This is a genomic window from Acinetobacter sp. YH12251 (assembly GCF_013417465.1).
GTDB lineage: Bacteria > Pseudomonadota > Gammaproteobacteria > Pseudomonadales > Moraxellaceae > Acinetobacter > Acinetobacter amyesii.
On the sequence record NZ_VPDZ01000017.1, the window covers coordinates 73,985 to 92,850 of the forward strand.

17 protein-coding genes are annotated in these 18,866 nt (G+C 42.3%); 11 read left to right on the forward strand and 6 right to left on the reverse strand.

Annotation, left to right across the window (positions count from 1 at the left end):
• Positions 1–27: 27 nt before the first annotated feature.
• Both nirB and FTV27_RS14640 read right to left on the reverse strand, forming a co-directional pair.
• On the reverse strand, positions 28–2,574 hold the full coding sequence (gene nirB / locus FTV27_RS14635; RefSeq protein ID WP_111884678.1) for a nitrite reductase large subunit NirB: 2,547 nt from the start codon (positions 2,572–2,574) through the stop codon (positions 28–30).
• Between the two features lie 66 nt (positions 2,575–2,640).
• Positions 2,641–3,990 carry an MFS transporter gene (locus FTV27_RS14640; RefSeq protein WP_180079128.1) on the reverse strand — a complete coding sequence of 450 codons (1,350 nt, stop codon included), beginning with the start codon at positions 3,988–3,990 and terminating at the stop codon, positions 2,641–2,643.
• A 445-nt stretch (positions 3,991–4,435) separates the two neighbouring features.
• Between FTV27_RS14640 and FTV27_RS14645 the strand changes: the two genes are divergently transcribed.
• Complete coding sequence (locus FTV27_RS14645; RefSeq protein ID WP_180079129.1) at positions 4,436–5,023, forward strand: ANTAR domain-containing response regulator; 588 nt, start codon at positions 4,436–4,438, stop codon at positions 5,021–5,023.
• A 3-nt stretch (positions 5,024–5,026) separates the two neighbouring features.
• The gene (locus FTV27_RS14650) at positions 5,027–6,022 is read left to right on the forward strand and encodes an ABC transporter substrate-binding protein (protein WP_180079130.1); all 996 of its coding nucleotides are present in this window, start codon (positions 5,027–5,029) and stop codon (positions 6,020–6,022) included.
• Between the two features lie 76 nt (positions 6,023–6,098).
• Here FTV27_RS14650 and catM read toward each other — a convergent pair whose 3' ends face one another.
• Positions 6,099–7,022: a cis,cis-muconate-binding transcription regulator CatM gene (gene catM / locus FTV27_RS14655; protein WP_180079131.1), complete on the reverse strand. Its 924-nt coding sequence runs from the start codon at positions 7,020–7,022 to the stop codon at positions 6,099–6,101.
• Between the two features lie 103 nt (positions 7,023–7,125).
• On the opposite strand from catM, the gene FTV27_RS14660 reads away from it, so the two are divergent.
• The 7 genes from FTV27_RS14660 (at position 7,126) to FTV27_RS14690 (ending at position 12,589) form a co-directional block, all read left to right on the forward strand.
• Positions 7,126–8,235 (forward strand): muconate/chloromuconate family cycloisomerase, encoded by a 1,110-nt coding sequence (locus tag FTV27_RS14660; RefSeq protein WP_180079132.1) that lies wholly within the window; start codon positions 7,126–7,128, stop codon positions 8,233–8,235.
• Between the two features lie 20 nt (positions 8,236–8,255).
• Positions 8,256–8,546 carry a muconolactone Delta-isomerase gene (gene catC / locus FTV27_RS14665; protein WP_078190886.1) on the forward strand — a complete coding sequence of 97 codons (291 nt, stop codon included), beginning with the start codon at positions 8,256–8,258 and terminating at the stop codon, positions 8,544–8,546.
• Positions 8,547–8,699: 153 nt separating this feature from the next.
• Complete coding sequence (locus tag FTV27_RS14670) at positions 8,700–9,386, forward strand: 3-oxoacid CoA-transferase subunit A (protein ID WP_078193765.1); 687 nt, start codon at positions 8,700–8,702, stop codon at positions 9,384–9,386.
• 19 nt (positions 9,387–9,405) lie between these two features.
• On the forward strand, positions 9,406–10,056 hold the full coding sequence (locus FTV27_RS14675) for a 3-oxoacid CoA-transferase subunit B (RefSeq protein WP_078193766.1): 651 nt from the start codon (positions 9,406–9,408) through the stop codon (positions 10,054–10,056).
• A 125-nt stretch (positions 10,057–10,181) separates the two neighbouring features.
• The gene (gene pcaF, locus FTV27_RS14680) at positions 10,182–11,387 is read left to right on the forward strand and encodes a 3-oxoadipyl-CoA thiolase (protein ID WP_180079133.1); all 1,206 of its coding nucleotides are present in this window, start codon (positions 10,182–10,184) and stop codon (positions 11,385–11,387) included.
• Positions 11,388–11,453: 66 nt separating this feature from the next.
• A complete protein-coding gene (gene pcaD, locus FTV27_RS14685; RefSeq protein ID WP_180079134.1) occupies positions 11,454–12,233 on the forward strand; it encodes a 3-oxoadipate enol-lactonase in 780 nt (259 codons plus the stop codon).
• 71 nt (positions 12,234–12,304) lie between these two features.
• Positions 12,305–12,589, forward strand: a complete 285-nt coding sequence (locus tag FTV27_RS14690) for a hypothetical protein (RefSeq protein WP_257230024.1) — start codon at positions 12,305–12,307, stop codon at positions 12,587–12,589.
• 125 nt (positions 12,590–12,714) lie between these two features.
• On the opposite strand, the gene FTV27_RS14695 is transcribed toward FTV27_RS14690, so the two are convergent.
• The 3 genes from FTV27_RS14695 to FTV27_RS14705 form a co-directional block, all read right to left on the reverse strand.
• Positions 12,715–13,953 (reverse strand): CaiB/BaiF CoA-transferase family protein, encoded by a 1,239-nt coding sequence (locus FTV27_RS14695; RefSeq protein ID WP_180079135.1) that lies wholly within the window; start codon positions 13,951–13,953, stop codon positions 12,715–12,717.
• 50 nt (positions 13,954–14,003) lie between these two features.
• A complete protein-coding gene (locus tag FTV27_RS14700; protein ID WP_180079136.1) occupies positions 14,004–15,431 on the reverse strand; it encodes an MFS transporter in 1,428 nt (475 codons plus the stop codon).
• Positions 15,432–15,640: 209 nt separating this feature from the next.
• Positions 15,641–16,861, reverse strand: coding sequence for an acyl-CoA dehydrogenase (locus tag FTV27_RS14705; protein ID WP_180023660.1), 1,221 nt, complete (start codon positions 16,859–16,861; stop codon positions 15,641–15,643).
• Between the two features lie 246 nt (positions 16,862–17,107).
• On the opposite strand from FTV27_RS14705, the gene FTV27_RS14710 reads away from it, so the two are divergent.
• Together FTV27_RS14710 and FTV27_RS14715 are read left to right on the forward strand one after the other, a co-directional pair.
• Positions 17,108–18,043 carry a LysR substrate-binding domain-containing protein gene (locus FTV27_RS14710; RefSeq protein WP_180079137.1) on the forward strand — a complete coding sequence of 312 codons (936 nt, stop codon included), beginning with the start codon at positions 17,108–17,110 and terminating at the stop codon, positions 18,041–18,043.
• Positions 18,044–18,147: 104 nt separating this feature from the next.
• On the forward strand, positions 18,148–18,849 hold the full coding sequence (locus tag FTV27_RS14715) for an NAD-dependent deacylase (RefSeq protein WP_180079138.1): 702 nt from the start codon (positions 18,148–18,150) through the stop codon (positions 18,847–18,849).
• The last annotated feature ends 17 nt before the right edge of the window (positions 18,850–18,866 follow it).

Consider the following 18,866-nt stretch of genomic DNA (forward strand, 5'->3'; position numbering starts at 1 on the left):
AAAAGAAGTTTTAAATTCGTTATTCTCTTAAGCTTCAACCACTGGAATGCGTGACGAATCGCGTTCAGCTTCTGTTTTGGGTCTGATTTGACCGCGAACGGATGCAAACTGAATATGCGGATCATTTTGCTGTTCTGCTTTTGCATTCACGAAAGTCACAAAGCGTTTACGTACTTCAGGATCTTCTACAGCAGTACGCCATTCATCTTGATATGTACCCACAACATGGCTCATACGGCGTTCAAGTTCACCCGCTACGCCAAGCGAATCATTCACAACGACATCTTTCAGGTAATCTAAACCGCCTTCCATGTTGTCGCGCCATACAGAAGTACGCTGCAAACGGTCTGCTGTTTGAATGTAGAACATAAAGAAACGGTCAATGTATTTGATCAATGTTTGCGTATCTAAGTCTGATGCCAAAAGCTCTGCGTGACGTGGCTTCATACCGCCATTGCCGCATACATAAAGGTTCCAGCCCTTTTCTGTCGCAATCACGCCCACATCTTTACTTTGCGCCTCAGCACATTCACGGGTACAGCCCGACACAGCCATTTTCAGTTTGTGCGGTGAGCGAAGGCCTTTGTAGCGGTTCTCTAAATAAATCGCCAAGCCGACTGAATCGTCCACGCCATAACGGCACCAAGTACTGCCGACACAAGATTTCACCGTACGCAGTGATTTGCCGTAGGCATGGCCAGACTCAAAACCAGCAGCAATCAATTTTTCCCAGATTTCAGGCAGTTGATGCACTTGTGCACCAAACATATCAACACGCTGACCGCCTGTAAGTTTGGTATATAGACCATATTCTTTGGCAATTTGACCCACGGCAATTAATCCGTCCGGAGTAACTTCACCGCCAGCCATACGAGGTACTACTGAATATGAACCGTCTTTTTGAATATTGCCGAGGTAGTAGTCATTACTGTCTTGCAAGCCCGCATGGCTTGGTTTAAGTACAAAGTCATTCCAGCATGACGCTAGGATATTGGCTGCCGTCGGTTTACAGATATCACAGCCTAATCCATGGCCATGCTGTTGAATCAGGTCATCAAAGGTTTTGATTTCGTTCACACGTACCAAGTGATAGAGCTCTTGGCGTGAATAAGCAAAGTGTTCACATAAATGGTTATTTACAGTTACACCTTGACGCTGAAGCTCCGATTTAAGTACTTGAGTGACTAATGGCGCACAGCCGCCGCAAGCTGTTGCAGCTTTAGTACATTTTTTCAATGCGCCTAAAGAAGTCGATCCGTCAGCAATGGCTGAACAAATATCTGCTTTAGAGACGTTGTTACATGAACAAATCGTTGCGCTGTCTGGCAGCAGATCGACACCGCTTCCGCCCGATTTACCTGCAGATTGTGCATAGCCAGGCATGATTAGGCTTTCTGGGCTTTCTGGAACTTCTAAGCCATTCAGCATCATTTGCAGCAGGTCATTGTATTCTTTAGCACAGCCCACCAATACTGCACCTAGCAGCTTAGTTTTCTCTGCATTCACGACAATTTTTTTATAAACCTGAGCTGCTTCATCTGCATAGAAATAGCTTAAAGAATTTGGTGTCATTGCATGCGCATCGCCTACAGATGCAACATCAACTCCCATCAGTTTCAGCTTGGTGCTCATATCTGCACCAGCGAAAAGCGTGCAGTTTTGTTCCATCACATGCTTTGCTGCAATACGTGCCATGTCATAGCCCGGCGCAACTAGGCCATAAATTTTATTTTGCCAAAGCGCACATTCACCAATTGCATAAATGTCAGGGTTTGAAGTTTGGCAATAATCGTTAATTACAATACCGCCACGCTCACCAATGGCTAAACCACTTTGGCGCGCTAATTCATCGCGTGGGCGGATACCTGCAGAGAATAAGATGATGTCGGTTTCCAGTTCAGAACCATCACCAAACTTCATTACATGCTTCGCATTTGCACCGTCTTCAATGCAAGATGTTGCTTTTTGCGTATGGACTTTAACACCTAGATTTTCAATTTTCGAGCGTAAAACTTTACCGCCTAGATCATCAATCTGAACTGCCATTAAGCGTGGTGCAAATTCAACAACATGGGTTTCTAAGTTTAAATCACGCAGCGCTTTTGCTGCTTCTAAACCCAATAAACCGCCGCCGATCACCACACCTGTTTTAGCATTGAAGCTTGCGGCACGGATGGCATCCAAGTCTTCAATGGTACGGTACACAAAGCAGTTTTCACGCTCATTTCCTGGAATTGGCGGCACAAATGCATATGAACCTGTTGCGAGCACCAGCTTGTCAAAAGAAAGAATATCACCGTGATTGGTCGTGACCGTTTTATTGCACTGATCAATTTCAACTGCTTTGGTGCTCAGGCGTAAATCTATACCGTATGCATCAGCAAAGTCGCTGCGGCACAGGGTTAAGTCTTTCGCTGACTTGCCGCTGAAGTATTCAGTTAAGTGCACACGGTCGTAAGCTAGACGCGGCTCTTCAGCTAAAATGGTTAATTCAACATCATCACCTGCGTGTTCCAGTACAGATTCGATAAACTTGTGGCCAACCATGCCATGTCCAATCATGATGATTTTCATATTCTTTCTCCGCAATATTTTCTTTTGCACAGCCTAAGCCTCTATACGCTTAGGCTGCTATTTGTATTAGTTTTGAACTTCAGCTAGATTTCTTTCATTCACAGCTTGTTCAAATAAGCGCTGTTCTTTTTCTTTATGCTCTACAGAGAAGCGGATCATCAGCACACAGCTTGCAGCAATCACCACCAAACCGCCAAGCACCATCAGCGTGGTTTGAATATCCAACATGCCTTTAAGCAAGAATCCTGCAGCTACCGCACCAACGTTACCGCCTGCGCCGATAATGCCTGCCACGCCGCCTAAAGCATCACGGTCAATGAATGGCACCAAGGCATAGGTTGCGCCGCACGCCATATGGGTGAAGAGCGCAAAGACTGTCATGGCAAGAATGGCGAAGATTGGCGTGCTCATTTGCGAGAACAGTATTAAAAACAGTCCTTCTAGCAGAATCATCGCAAACAGAACTTTGGTACGGCCATCCAAGCCTTTGGTAGTCGCGACTTTGTCTGAAACAATGCCGCCGAGCGCGCGGGCAAACAGTGCCAATAGACCGAAGATCCCTGCTGCCATACCCGCTTCTTTTAATCCAAATTGGAAGTTGTCGACGTAATACAGCGCAATAATGTTGTGAATAAAGATTTCAATGCCGAAGCAAGCTGCATAAGCGCCAAATAAAATCCATACGCGATAGTTACGTGCAGCGTGCATGAGAATGGCTACACCGCCTTTTTTATCTGAACCGACTGCAACGCCTTGTTCACGCAGTTCTTTAAAGTTGCCTTGCGGGCAGTCTTGGGTAAATTTCCAATACAGCGCGCCTACGATCAGCATCATTACACCCGGTAGAATCAGTGCAATGCGCCAGCCCATCGCTTGCTCTACTCCAAACATAACGAGTGCGCCAAGCAATAAAGGCATGAGGGCTTGAGTTGCACCGCCGCCGGCATTACCCCAGCCTGCTGTTGCCGCATTGGCTGTACCCACCACATTAGGCGCAAACATAATGCTAGTGTGGTATTGCGTGATGACAAAGCTTGCGCCGATCGCACCGATCAGCAAGCGGAAGAAAAGAAAAGATTCATAGCTATTCGCAGATGCAACCCCAAAGACTGGGATGCTGCCGACAATTAATAATGCTGTGTAGGTCTTACGCGGGCCATATTTATCACACAAAGGGCCGACAATCAGGCGGACTAAAATCGTGATTGCAACCGCGGCAATATTAATATTGGCAATTTGATCTTTAGTCAGGTGAAATTCGCCTGCAATCACTGGCATCAACGGCGCACAGGCAAACCATGCAAAGAAGCAAACAAAGAATGCGAGCCAACTCATGTGGAAGGCCCGCATTGCTGCTGAAGAAAAATTAAATAGACTTATTTTTGTGGCTTTTTTGGCATTTAAATTTGAAGACATAACCTTCTCCTGACTGAACTGAACGCATGAATTACTCGGTTATGTCGCTAACACATAACAGAGTCGATCAGAACGGACGTCGTTGGCCGTCTAACAAATTTTTAGAGTCTTCATTGACTCAACAAATATTAAGCACGAGCCATGCCAAGTTTTTATTTTCGACTTCAATTCATCTTTACATTGCGGCTTTGAACGCCGACTTGTCAGAAATTAAGCGAATTAAGGTAAATAGATAGTCAATGTGCCTATAGAGATGCAGCTAAATGTTCAAGCGTGGTTCAGCCCTGCACAAGATCAGTGCATGGAAATGGTTCAATTTAAAAATGCGCACATAACTATGCTCAAACATAGAAGCAGATTTATATTTTGTATTGCCTTTAGATTTGGCATTTAATTTGCTTAGCAAGCTCAATACGTATCTGTTTGGCTCTGTCTGAGTGTTTGCATGCCAAAACTAAAAATAGCCCTGATTGATGATGATCAAGAACGCGCTGAATTTATTCAAGCCTCATTAATTCAGCATGACTTTGATGTGGTCGCCAGTTTTATAATTGATCATTTAAATATGTCATATCTGCAAAATATTCAGGCAGATGTGATTTTATTGGATATGGATCACCCGCATCGCGATGTCATTGAAAGCTGTGTCAGTCAATTTGACTTACCGACTATTCTGTTCACTAAAAATTCGAGTCTCGAAATTATCCGAAGCGCGATTGATGCAGGTGTCACGGCTTATATTGTCGATGGCATTGACCCTGCACGTTTGAATAGCATTTTAGAAATTTCGATTGAACAATATAAAAAGCATAAAAAACTACTGAATGATTTGGCTGAAACCAAGTGCAAACTGGCCGATCGAAAAGATATTGAAAAAGCCAAAGTGCTTTTAATACAAATGCATGGTTTAACCGAAGATCAAGCATTTAATTTACTGAGAAAAAATGCCATGAGTCACCGTATGACAATGGGTGAAATGGCGCGTCGGCTGCTTGATGCGCAAGCGTTGTTACAGTCTCAATTTAAGGAATAAACCATGCAAAAGCTTGAAAAAACAGATATTCAATTGGGCTATATTCCTTTACTCGACTGTGTTGCTTTGCTCTGGGCAGAACATCAAGGATATTTTGCTGAACAAGGGTTAAATGTCACACTGACTCAAGAACCGTCTTGGGCAAGTTTACGCGACCGTCTAGCTTTTGGTTTTTTAGATGCTGCCCATTGCTTATCGGCCATGCTGCCTGCGTCTGTGACGGGCAAAGACCATCTCGGCATCTCTTTGCAAACATCAATGACGCTCAGTACTAATTGTGCTTATATTAGTTTGAGTCAAAAGCTGTGCTATGAATTAAATATCCATGCATTAGATCTACCAAAAAATTCAGCAGAGAAAATTGCATCGGCGATAAAACAGAATCAAACGATTCAGTTGGCGCATGTTTTTCAGCATTCGATTCATCATTATATTTTAAGAGAATGGCTGGCACTTGCCGACACGGAACTCGCTCAAACGCAGACCTTTTCAACTCTTCCACCGCCTTATATAGTGGAAGCAATATCAACGCGACGAATTGATGGATTTTGTGTCGGAGAGCCGTGGAATACACAAGCTGAAATACAAGGCCATAGTCGTATTATCGTCAATAGCCAAGATATTATTGATCATATTCCAGATAAAGTTTTGGCTTTTACCCATGATTGGGCAGAAAAACATCCTAATACCTTAAACGCAATCCATCTTGCCATCCAAAAAGCGCAAAACGATCTGCTTCAACAAACGTATTTCTCAGAAATATTTTCTTTGTTAAAGCAATATCACATCATCCGTTTTGATTGTTCTGAGCAGATTCACGTCGAGGCTTTTCATCGGATCAAAAGCATTATTCAGAATTTTGGCAAGACCCAAGCACCACAAACGTCAGACTTTGAATGGATGATTCAAAAAATGCAGCAATACGATCAATTAAAGATTGAAGATGAAAAGGTTTTTGAAATAGCTCAGTCTTGTATTTATCAGGATGCTTTGGGCTAAATTTGTTGATGTTCCATAAGACTCTATCATCTGAATCGTGGATTTTAAGAAACATCAATCATCAAACCTTGATCAGTTATGCATCTGCATCGATAGCGCGTAAATCGATATTTTCTTCAAAAAAGACTTCGCGAATGCAATCCAGTATCTTTGGAATGTAATTACTATGATCCATATTGCGCACCGACAAAGAGATTGGACTATAGGCTTCCAAATCTAAGATTGGGATGTACATCAAATTTTTCATCCCAATATCACTGGCACTTTCAGGGATCAGAGAAATACCCTCTCCCGACGCCACCAAGCCCAAAGCCATATGAATTTCACGCACTTCGGTTAAATGTTTAGGCACAAGTCCTAATTCGGTAAAAATGGATTGGATGAGGGTGGAAAAATTCGGTTTAGGTGTCGTAGGGTAGGCAAAAATTGGTTCATCTAAAATTTGAGAAAGATAAATGCCTTTGTCTTTAAATTCAGCCAAATGATGATTTTTATGTATAGCTAAACGTAGCGCTTCTTTTCTTAATAAAATACGTTTAATAGACGGATCTGTTAATCGCAGTCGTCCAAAACCAATATCAATTCGACCGGTTTTTAAGGCTTCAATCTGATCGCGTGTACCACATTCTATGAGTTCAACATGAATATCTGGGTTACGTTGTCGAAATAAATAAATAATTTGTGGCAATAATGCGTATAAAAGCGAACTGACATAACCAATGCGGACAGTTTTATCGACGGCATTAATTCGCTGTGCCATGGTTGTGGCCTGGGCGGTATGCGTCAATATCTGTACAGCATGCTCATAAAAGAACATACCTGCTTCTGTGGTTTTCACGGGTCTAGAACCACGCTCAAACAAGGTAATCCCCAGTTCTTCTTCAAGTTTTTGAATTTGGCGGCTCAAAGGCGGCTGAGCAATACATAATTTTTCTGCTGCCTTGGTAATACTTTGCTCTTCAACCACGGTGACAAAGTAACGTAAGTGCCTTAATTCCATTTATATACCTTTTAAGTATCTAAAAATACCAAAATCGCTCTAGTTAAAGATATTACATTAAATTAGGGTATATAAATAGTTGGATAGATAAGAAATACGCAAGATGTATAAGTCGATTGAAACCCTGCTCGTGGAAATCCCAACAATCCGTCCACACAAGATGGCTGTTGCAACCATGCAAACGCAAACCCTTGTTTTGATTAAAATCACCACCGAAGATGGTTATATCGGTTGGGGTGAAGCGACGACGATTGGTGGTCTAGGCTATGGTGAAGAAAGCCCTGAAAGCATTCGAATCAATATTGAAACTTATTTTAGTCCTTTACTGAAAACCCTCACTGGTTTGAATGTAGCTCAAACCATGCAAGCCATTAAACGTAATATTAACGGCAATCGCTTTGCTAAATGTGCCATTCAAACTGCGCTACTCGATATTTTAGCGCAGCGTTTAAATCAGCCTTTGAGTGAAGTATTGGGCGGTCGCTTACGTGATAGCTTACCAGTTCTTTGGGTACTTGCGTCTGGCAATACAGAAAAAGACATTGCCGAAGCACAAAAAATGATTGCGGCAAAACGACATAATATTTTCAAACTTAAAATCGGTTCACGCCCCGTTGAAGCTGATGTTGAGCATGTATTAGCCATAAAAAAAGCGTTAGGTTCGGACATTTCTATTCGTGTGGATGTCAACCGTGCATGGTCTGAACTAGATGCCATTAAAGGCATTCAAATGTTACAAGATGGTGGTGTTGATCTGATTGAGCAGCCTTGCGCGATCGATAACATTGACGCGATGCGCCGTTTAACTCGTCGTTTTGATATAGCCATTATGGCAGATGAATCACTGATGGGCCCGCAAACGGCATATCAACTTGCGCGGCACAATTCTGCATCTGTTTTTGCAGTCAAAGTTGCACAGTCTGGCGGTTTAATCGAAGGCTGTGAGGTTTCTAAAATCGCCAAACTTGCGGGTATCGATTTATATGGTGGAACCATGCTTGAAGGCCCTGTGGGCACTATTGCATCGGCACATGCATTTTCTACATTTGACAATTTAGCTTATGGCACAGAGCTTTTTGGTCCATTACTGCTAACTGAAGAAATTTTAAAAACCCCACTTCAATATCAAGATTTCGAACTCAAGATTCCGACCACAGCGGGTTTAGGGATTGAAATTGATGAAAACAAAATTGATGACTTACGTCGCACATAACATTTAGCTAGGAGTGAAAAATGCTTTTCCAAGTACGCATGGATGTCAATATTCCATTAGATATGCCAGTAGAAAAAGCCAATGAAATTAAAGCTGTAGAAAAAGCTTATTCACAAGATCTACAACGTCAAGGTAAATGGCGTCATATCTGGCGGATTACTGGTCAATATTCAAATATCAGTATTTTTGATGTTGAAAGCAATGAAGAGCTACACAACATTTTACAAGGGTTGCCCCTTTACCCGTATATGAATATTGAAGTTATGGCTTTAAATCGTCATCCCTCTTCTGTTCGTAGTGATGACAGCTGATGCGATTGGATTCCAGTTGTGTAGCACATGATTGGAATCCATTTTTTGCTTTTTTAAGTTTGTAAATATTTGAAATAAAAGATTATCTGCCTTGCATGACTGAAGTGGTTAGTCAGGTAAATAGTTTTATCGTTCTTGATGAAGGATCGTAGCATGATTGATAAAAGTACCGCTTCCTTAACAGAAGCACTTTCTCAAATTAAGGATGGATCAACCATTATGATCGGCGGCTTCGGTACGGCTGGTCAGCCTGCTGAACTGATTGATGGATTGATAGAACTTGGCATCAAAGATCTCATCATCGTCAACAACAATGCAGGTAATGGTGACTATGGACTTGCTAAATTACTCAAAGCTGGTGCTGTCCGTAAGATGATTTGTTCTTTCCCTCGCCAATCCGACTCTTGGGTGTTCGATGAATTATATCGTGCAGGAAAAATAGAACTTGAGCTTGTACCACAAGGTAATTTGGCTTGCCGTATTCAGGCTGCAGGTATGGGGTTGGGTCCAATTTATACACCAACTGGTTTCGGTACGTTGCTGGCAGAAGGCAAACCTACACTCAATTATGAAGGCAAAGATTTTGTTCTCGAAAATCCAATTAAAGCTGATTTTGCTTTAATCAAAGCACATCAGGGCGACCGCTGGGGCAACTTGGTTTACAACAAATCAGCGCGTAACTTTGGCCCCATTATGGCTATGGCAGCAGATGTGACAATTGCTCAGGTTTCTGAAGTTGTTGAACTTGGTGCATTGGACCCAGAGCACATTATTACCCCTGGTATTTTTGTACAACATGTTGTGGCTGTTCAACCTGCACAGCTTGAGCAATCTGCATAAATCACGTGAGGAAAGAACCATGAGCTATACCAAATTAACCCGTGATCAAATTGCAGAACGTGTTGCACAAGATATTCCAGATGGCGCTTATGTCAATTTAGGCATTGGCTTGCCCACTAAAATTTCAAATTATTTACCAACAGACAAAGATGTTTTTCTACATTCAGAAAATGGCCTTTTGGCTTTTGGTCCTCCTCCGGCTAAAGGCGAAGAAGACCCTGAATTAATTAATGCAGGAAAAGAGTTTGTCACTATGCAAACGGGCGGCTGCTTTTTTCACCATGGTGACTCTTTTGCCATGATGCGTGGCGGGCATTTAGATATTGCAGTATTAGGCGCTTTTCAGGTTGCCCAAAATGGTGACTTAGCAAATTGGCATACTGGTGCGCCAGATGCAATTCCTGCTGTAGGTGGTGCAATGGATTTGGCTGTTGGGGCGAAAAAAGTCTTTATTACTACAGACCATGTGACCAAAAAAGGTGAACCGAAAATTGTCGCCGAATTGTCATACCCTGCGACAGGCCTGCAATGTGTCGATCGTATTTACACAGATTTGTGCGTGATTGATGTAACAGTTGAAGGCATGAAAGTGATTGAAAAAGTTGAGGGTCTGAGCTTTGACGAATTACAGTCAATGACCGGTGCAAAGCTGATAGATACGACAGCATAAAGCAAAAAGTCCCTCCTTGATTAAAGGAGGGATTTTGGGAGGATTAATATTCAAAAATTAACTTCCTGTAAATCCCTCCCAACCTCCCGTTAAAAGGGAGGAGCTGAGTTTTTAGGATTTATAAAATGAAAAATGCCTATATTATTGATGCAATCCGTACACCTTTCGGTCGCTATGCGGGCGGTTTAGCAGCAGTACGTACCGACGACCTAGGTGCCTTACCTATTAAGGCACTGATGCAGCGAAATCCAAGTATTGCTTGGGAGTCTGTTGATGACGTGATTTATGGCTGCGCGAACCAAGCCGGTGAAGATAACCGTAATGTTGCACGAATGTCGTCGCTACTTGCAGGTGTACCTTTTCAAGTTCCGGCGACAACTGTAAACCGACTTTGTGGTTCATCACTTGATGCAATTGCGATGGCAGCCCGTGCAATTAAAGCAAATGAAGCAGACTTAATTATTGCTGGCGGTGTTGAAAGTATGTCCCGTGCGCCCTTTGTTATGGGTAAATCGGAAAGTGCTTATGGACGCAGCCAAAAGATAGAAGACACCACCATGGGTTGGCGTTTTATCAATCCAATCCTCAAACAAATGTATGGCGTGGAAACCATGCCTCAAACCGCTGAAAATGTGGCAGAACAATTCAATATTAACCGTGCTGATCAAGATGCTTTTGCCTTAGAAAGTCAGCGCCGTACAGCTGCTGCACAAGCCAATGGTTTTTTTGAGAAAGAAATCATCCCTGTAATCATTCCACAGCGTAAAGGCGACCCACTGATAGTCGATACAGATGAGCATCCACGTGCATCAACGACAGCAGAAGGTTTGGCAAAACTCAAACCTGTGGTGAAAGCAGATGGGACGGTAACAGCGGGCAATGCTTCAGGGATCAATGATGGTGCGGCTGCACTACTGATTGCTTCAGATGATGCTGTTAACAGATTTAAGTTAAAGCCACGAGCCAAAATTATTGCAGCAACGGTGGTGGGTGTTGAACCCAAAATCATGGGTTTTGGTCCTGCGCCTGCCATCAAAAAGCTGTTAGCTCAAACAGGTCTAAGCCTTGAACAAATGGATGTGATCGAGCTGAATGAAGCTTTTGCGGCTCAAGCCTTAGCGGTTACCCGTGAATTAGGTTTAGAAGATGGTGCTAAACATGTTAATCCAAACGGTGGCGCTATTGCTTTGGGTCATCCTTTAGGTGCATCTGGAGCCCGTTTAGTTATGACTGCGTTAAATCAGCTTGAGGAAATTTCAGGTCAATATGCCCTCTGTTCGATGTGCATTGGTGTCGGTCAAGGCATCGCTTTGATTATTGAACGTGTTTAATCCTCAATAAAAGTCCTCCTTCTGATAGGGGGATTTAGGAGATTTATAAAATTAAGGATTCAAAATATGCCTACATTTATATCCAATGATGCAACGATTAATTACGCAACTTTTGGTGATACCAACAAACCTGCGATTGTCTTTTCTAACTCTTTAGGCACAAAGTTCAGCATGTGGCAGCCTCAGATAGAGTCGCTGCAGCAGGATTATTTTGTCATTTGTTATGATACACGTGGTCATGGTGCATCTTCTGCCCCTCAAGGGCCTTATAGCCTTGATCAATTGGGTACAGATGTCATCCATTTATTGGATCATTTAAATATTCAACAGGCCACATTTTGTGGAATATCGATGGGTGGTTTAACAGGTCAATGGCTTGCAATACATCATCCTGAACGCTTTAACCATGTCATTGTATGCAATACCGCTGCAAAAATTGGGCAAGAATCAGCTTGGAATGAACGTGCACAGTTAGTCCGTCAACAAGGTCTGAAACCAATTGCAGAAACGGCAGCATCACGATGGTTTACAGAACCCTTTATCCAAAGTAACACGGCAACTGTACAATCTTTGAGTAACGACCTCGGAGCTGGCAGCCCAGAAGGTTATGCAAGTTGTTGTGAAGCTTTGGCTAAAGCGGATTTACGCAATGAAATCTCGTCTATTCACATCCCAGTATTGATTATTGCAGGTCAACAAGACCCTGTAACTACAGTTGCAGATGGTCAATTCATGCAAGAACGCATTGCAAATAGCCAATTATTTGAAATTAATGCATCGCATATTTCAAACATCGAACAGCCAGATGCATTTAATCAGGCTTTGCAGAATTTTATACAGCAATAATAAGCAGCTGAACAAATTCAATGTAATGTTATTAAAATAGAGCCTTGCCATTGTGCAGGGCTTTATTTCGTTTGAAGGCTTATACTCTCATCAATGGAGGTGGTATCGATGATGTTGCTGTGCAATTAGTAGACTTGAAAAATAGGCATATAAATGCTTATTGCGTGCAGCATTGCGGAAATTGGTTTGTGTATAATCCAGAATTTGAATGTTATAGCTTTAAGAAAAAATATCAAGGCGCAAAAGTATGGACATCTCTTTCATACAAAAAAATAAAGACCGTATTGCAGGCCCAAGCTTTGATGAATAATTATACTTTATCTAGAAAATTAACATTAAAAGCACTCCGTAAATGAATATTGATATTGAAAAAGACCGAAGTATTGGAGTCCTTCGGTCTAAACTTTTAACTCCACTCATTCCACATAGGCGTTTAAGCCCATATATTGAAGAATAGTTTGAAGAATAATCCCATGAAATTTTAAGCTGCAGGATGATTGAGTTGATCAATGATGCCTTGTGCAGCCAATTCATTTAATTCAGCTTCAGTTTTAAATTGAGACAAAATTTCGATTGTGTGCTGCCCTAACTGCGGCGGTGCATGACGGTATTCTACAGGCGTATCAGATAATTTCATCGGTGATCCAATCACTTTAAAATCATGATTTAAAGCATGTGGAATATTCACAACCATTTGACGATGTTGAATTTGCGGTTCATTTAATGCGTCTTCTACAGAGTTGATTACACCCACTGGCACTTTTACCGCATGAATCGCATCAACCCAAACTTGAGCATCTTGAGTGAGAAAATAAGCACTCAATAATGGAATTAATTCTTCACGGTGCTTCACTCGATCTTGATTACGTAAATAGTTTGGTTGATCTAGCAGTTCTGTATAGCCAATCGCAATACACAAATCTTTAAATTGTTTGTCATTACCACAGGCAATAATAAATTCTTTATCTTTAGCTTTAAAGGTTTGATACGGTACAATATTCGGGTGATTATTTCCCATGCGCTTGGGTGCTTTGCCCGAGGTCAAATAGTTCATACCTTGATTGGCCAAAGCCGCTACCTGTACATCGAGTAATGACATATCAATATATTGACCACGTCCAGTATGTTGCCGTGCTAACAATGCCGCCTGAATTGCAATCGTTGAGTACAGTCCGGTCTGAATGTCGACCACAGCGACTCCCACCTTTTGTGCGCCACCACCGATTACATCATCAGATTCACCAGTAATACTCATCAAACCGGACATACCTTGAATGATAAAGTCATAGCCTGGTTCTTCCGCACGTGGACCATCCTGACCAAAACCAGTAATTGAGCAATATACGATATTTGGATTTAGCGTACTGAGTGATGCATAGTCCAAACCATATTTGGCAAGTGAACCTGCTTTGTAGTTTTCAATCACGACATCTGCAGTTTGGGCAATTTCACGGACTAGGGCTTGCCCTTCTTCACTGGCGATATCAATGGCTACAGAATATTTATTGCGGTTCGCACATTGGTAATAGCCTGATTCTTTCGTCGCTTGACCTTGCTGATTTGGCATCCAAGGTGGTCCCCACATACGTGTATCATCACCCACTTTTGGACGCTCAATTTTGATTACCTCTGCACCTAAATCAGCCAATATTTGACCGCACCAAGGACCTGCCAAAACACGGCTTAAGTCCAATACACGAATTCCTTTTAATGCACCCATAGTTCACTCCAGATGTGCCATAGTATTGAGCTATGGCACAGATCTTTTAATTATTTTACTGTTGCAGTTTTTGCAGATGCTTTTTGTTCTGCATCATCAACATATGTATCTACACTTGCCAGTTTTTCTTTTTCCGCATCTGAAGAAAGTGATGCTTGCTGGGGATCATATTGACGTTCACGAATGAACAAGCCCGGAATAACACCTGCAATAAAGTACGCAGCACCCATTACAATAAAGGCCATAGTGAATGATCCGCCAGCGGCAATCATACCAATGGTTGCTGGTGCTATGGCTGCGCCTAAACGTCCCATATTGTAAGCACCGCCAATAGCCGTACCGCGTACGTCCGTCGAGAAGCTTTCTGCCATATACGTTGCATTTACACCGTATGGAATACCGTATAAGAAACCGAAAGTTACGAGTAAATAGGCGATATTGGTTGGTGTGTTATAGAAAATGATGATCGGTAAGAATGCTGCCGTAGCTACCGTACCAAACACAAAGGTAATACGACGTCCGAACTTGTCAGCGGCATAGCCTGCTAAAATTTTACCCAGAATCATGGCGGTATATGCGCCTACCATATAGCCTGTCATGGCTTTAAAGTTCATGCTGAGTTCGGTTTCTAGATACGTTGGCATCCAGTTGTTGACACCGTAGTAACCGAATTGTAGAAATGCAGCGGTCGACATCCAAAAGAAGAACATTTTACGATGATTGGTATGCCCAAAAATACGTTTATAAATACTTTCAGAAGGTGCATTTTGATTGACTGCAGCATGTTGCTGTACAGGTTCAAGTTTTAATTCACGGCGTTTTAGCTGCTCAATTTTTGCTTCCTGCCAAGATTTTGGTTCAGGAACAAAACGCATAAAGATCAGGGCAAAAGCAGCAGGAATAATGGTGACATAAAATAGCATCCGCCAGCCGTGATCTGGAATAATGGCACCCGCCAGCAGCGTTGCAACGATATAACCCACGGTTTGACCGGTTTGCAAAGTCCCAAGTACCGTTGTGCGGTATTTGGTTGGTACATATTCTGCCATCAGCGTATTACACGCCATGTAAAGAGAACCCAGTCCAAAAGCGCCAATAAAACGTAAAATTAAAAATTGTTCATAGCTTTGGGTAAAGCCTAAGATACAGGTCATGATTGAGAAAAATACTACCGACCAAGCAATAGTTTTCACACGACCGAATTTATCGCACGCCCATCCACCCGAAATACCACCCAGCGCCATCCCTGCTAAAGAAGAACTACCGAGCATTCCGGCTTGAAATGTACTTAAACCAAATTCAGCCTTTAAACTGGTCAGGCTGAATGACAGCAACATGATGTCTACACCATCAATCACCAAGGAAATAAAGGCAAAAATAAAAGCCATTTTCCAAGTGTTGCTTGTAATACGATGCATCGTGCCCACGTTAGAAGGCAATTTGAGCGTTCCTGCTCCGTTTCGCATTTCGTTATTCATTTCCTTGTTCCTCATTTTCCCAAATGAGTCATCGGCATTCCTACGTCTGCACATTTGCCTTTTTTATTCTTTTTATTTCATCACTGCTCAGGCTATTGCACAGAGTTACAAGAGTGTTTCACGATGAATCCTTTATTGATTAAGTTTATTTTTGCATAAAAAGTCTCTAAGGCACTCTATGTAGAGCACCTTATCGATATATAATTCAATTAGTTACCAAAAGCCGCGATGCCTGTTTGCGCACGACCTAAGATCAGTGCATGTACATCATGCGTTCCTTCATACGTGTTGACGACTTCGAGATTGACCAAATGGCGGGCAACACCAAACTCATCAGAAATGCCGTTACCACCCATCATGTCACGCGCAACACGGGCAATATCTAAAGCCTTGCCACAGTTGTTACGTTTAATTAATGATGTGCCTTCTACAGCAGCAATGCCTTCATCTTTCATACGTCCAAATCGAAGCGCAGCTTGTAAACCCAAGGCAATCTCAGTTTGCATATCTGCCAGTTTCTTTTGAATCAGCTGATTCGCTGCCAATGGTCGGCCAAACTGTTTACGGTCCATAGTATATTGGTGCGCTGTATGCCAGCAGAATTCTGCGGCGCCCATTGCGCCCCAAGCGATACCATAACGAGCACTATTTAGACAGGTAAATGGACCTTTTAAACCACGTACTTCTGGAAAAGCATTCTCTTCAGGGACAAAGACATTGTCCATCACAATTTCACCGGTAATCGATGCACGTAAGCCAACTTTACCGTGAATTGCAGGAGCAGATAGACCTTCCCAGCCTTTTTCTAAAATAAAACCACGAATGTCACCAACATTACCTTCAGGCGATACTTCTTTCGCCCAAACAACAAACACGTCGGCAATTGGGCTGTTGGTAATCCACATTTTTGCACCCGTGAGACGATAGCCACCTTCGACTTTTTTTGCACGAGTAATCATGCTACCTGGGTCAGAGCCATGATCTGGTTCAGTTAAACCAAAACAGCCAATGTATTCGCCTGTTGCCAGCTTTGGTAGGTATTTCTGTTTTTGCGCTTCAGAGCCAAATTCATTAATGGGCACCATCACCAAAGAACTTTGAACGCTGGCCATTGAACGGTAGCCAGAATCAACATATTCAATTTCACGTGCAACGAGACCATAACTAACATAGTTTAGACCTGCGCCGCCGTATTGCTCTGGAATCGTTGGGCCAAGTAAGCCAAGTTCGCCCATTTCTCGGAAAATAGATGCATCGGTTTTTTCATGGCGGAATTGTTCGAGTACACGTGGCTGTAAACGCTCTTGACAGTATGCATGCGCAGTATCGCGAATCATGCGTTCTTCTTCAGTTAATTGCTGTTCCAAAAGAAACGGATCTTGCCAGTTAAATTGTACTTTTGGTTTTTTTACATTGACCATTTGATTCATCGCATCCTCTGCTTTTTCGGGCTTTCTTTGTTTTATTCGATGCTATGTGTGAAAAGTGATTCATTCAAACGATTAATTTGCATGTAGATATGCGCCTTTCGCATACCTGAGCTTTGTTCACAGCGTGTTTAGCACTTTAGCCACTGATTTAAGCGATGGATTGCTTTATTTATAGACTATAGTGGTATATGAAAATCATTCTTATATGCCATTTTGTGATACCTCTCGATAAAAAGGACTTTATCTATGCGGCGTAATATTCCATCATTGCAAAGCTTAATTTGCTTTGAATCTGCTGCAAAACACGCAAGTTATACGTATGCTTCTCAAGAGTTATTTATTACTCAAAGTGCTGTGTCACGCCAAATTCAACAGCTAGAAGAATATCTAGGTGTCACGCTATTTAGCCGAACGCGTCACGGTGTAGATCTCACTGAAGCAGGCAAACAATATGCAAAAAGTATTAAACCCTTTTTGCAAGGCATCGAAAAAAGCACCTCAGATATCATGACGCACAAAGGCTTAGGCGGTACTTTAAAACTGGGCGTTGTGCCAACCTTTGCCACACGTTGGCTGTTGCCAAAATTACATAAATTAAATGCGCAACATCCTGAAATTACCGTGCATTTGGAAACCAGTACCAAACCTTTTTTGTTTAATGAAAATGTCTTTGACGCGGCGATTTTTGCAGGAACGCAACAGCAAATTGAGCATTGGCCGGGCATTCAAGCGCATTATTTAATGGATGAAGAAGTGGTTCCCGTCTGCTCCCCCCAATTGATTGAAAACAACTTCCCACTTGCGGAAATGACAGATGATCACAGTTTTAATTTAAGCGATGATGAATTGCTTCAATTGCCCTTATTACAGCAAACCACCCGTCCAAGTATTTGGCAAGAATGGTTTCAAGCCCATCAGCTTCAGCATCCCAAGCCATTTGATGGTCAGCGACATGAACTATTTTCTATGCTTTCTGTGGCAGCCAGTCATGGCATGGGTATGGCACTGATTCCACAAATGCTGATCGAAGCAGAACTGAGAAAAAAAGAATTGGTGATTGCATCAAATAAGAAATTGCACGGTAGCCGAAAATATTATTTAGTCCACTCGAGCCAAGACAGTTCACCGCAAATACAAAAATTTGTCGATTGGGTGCTACAAGAATTGCACCTGATCAGTTGAAGTAATCGCTATATTTTGAGTACAGTAAATTCGCTGAATCATCCATTCAATACATGTAACCGTGCCTAATGGACGCATCAATTAAAATATAAGGCTATATATCTATGCAAAAAATTGTGGTGTTTTCAGGTGCTGGTATGAGCGCAGAAAGCGGCATCAATACTTTCCGTGACAGTGATGGTCTTTGGGAGCAGCATCGCATTGAAGATGTTGCTACGCCAGAAGCTTGGGCACGCAATCCAGCTTTAGTACAGCGTTTTTATAATGAACGCCGTAAACATATTTTAGCCGCAGAGCCAAATACAGCGCATAAATTGATTGCTGAACTCGATGATTTTTTTGATGTTCAAGTTATTACACAGAATATTGATGACCTGCATGAACGTGCAGGCAGTCAAAATGTACTGCATCTGCATGGCAATATTCGTTACGCAAAAAGCTCTGGCCCTCAGGCGCAATATACGCAGGAATTTTTCCCTATTGAAGGTACTGATTTAAACTTAGAGACCGACAAATGCCCTGAGGGTTATCCTTTACGGCCACATGTGGTCTGGTTTGGCGAAGCAGTTCCTGCCTATGAAGATGCCAGTGTAAGTGCACAAACAGCAGATATTTTTATTGTGATTGGCACGAGTCTGGCCGTCTATCCTGTGGCTGGATTGATTCACGAAATCCCTGCCAACTGCCGTGCATTTTATATCGACCCGAAAGCAGATTATCAGCGTGTACCTGAGCAGTATCAATTGATTAAAGCGGGTGCCAGCGAAGGCATGAAAAAGCTATTTGAGCAATTAGTTGCGCCATAAAAGTACATTTTGGCATT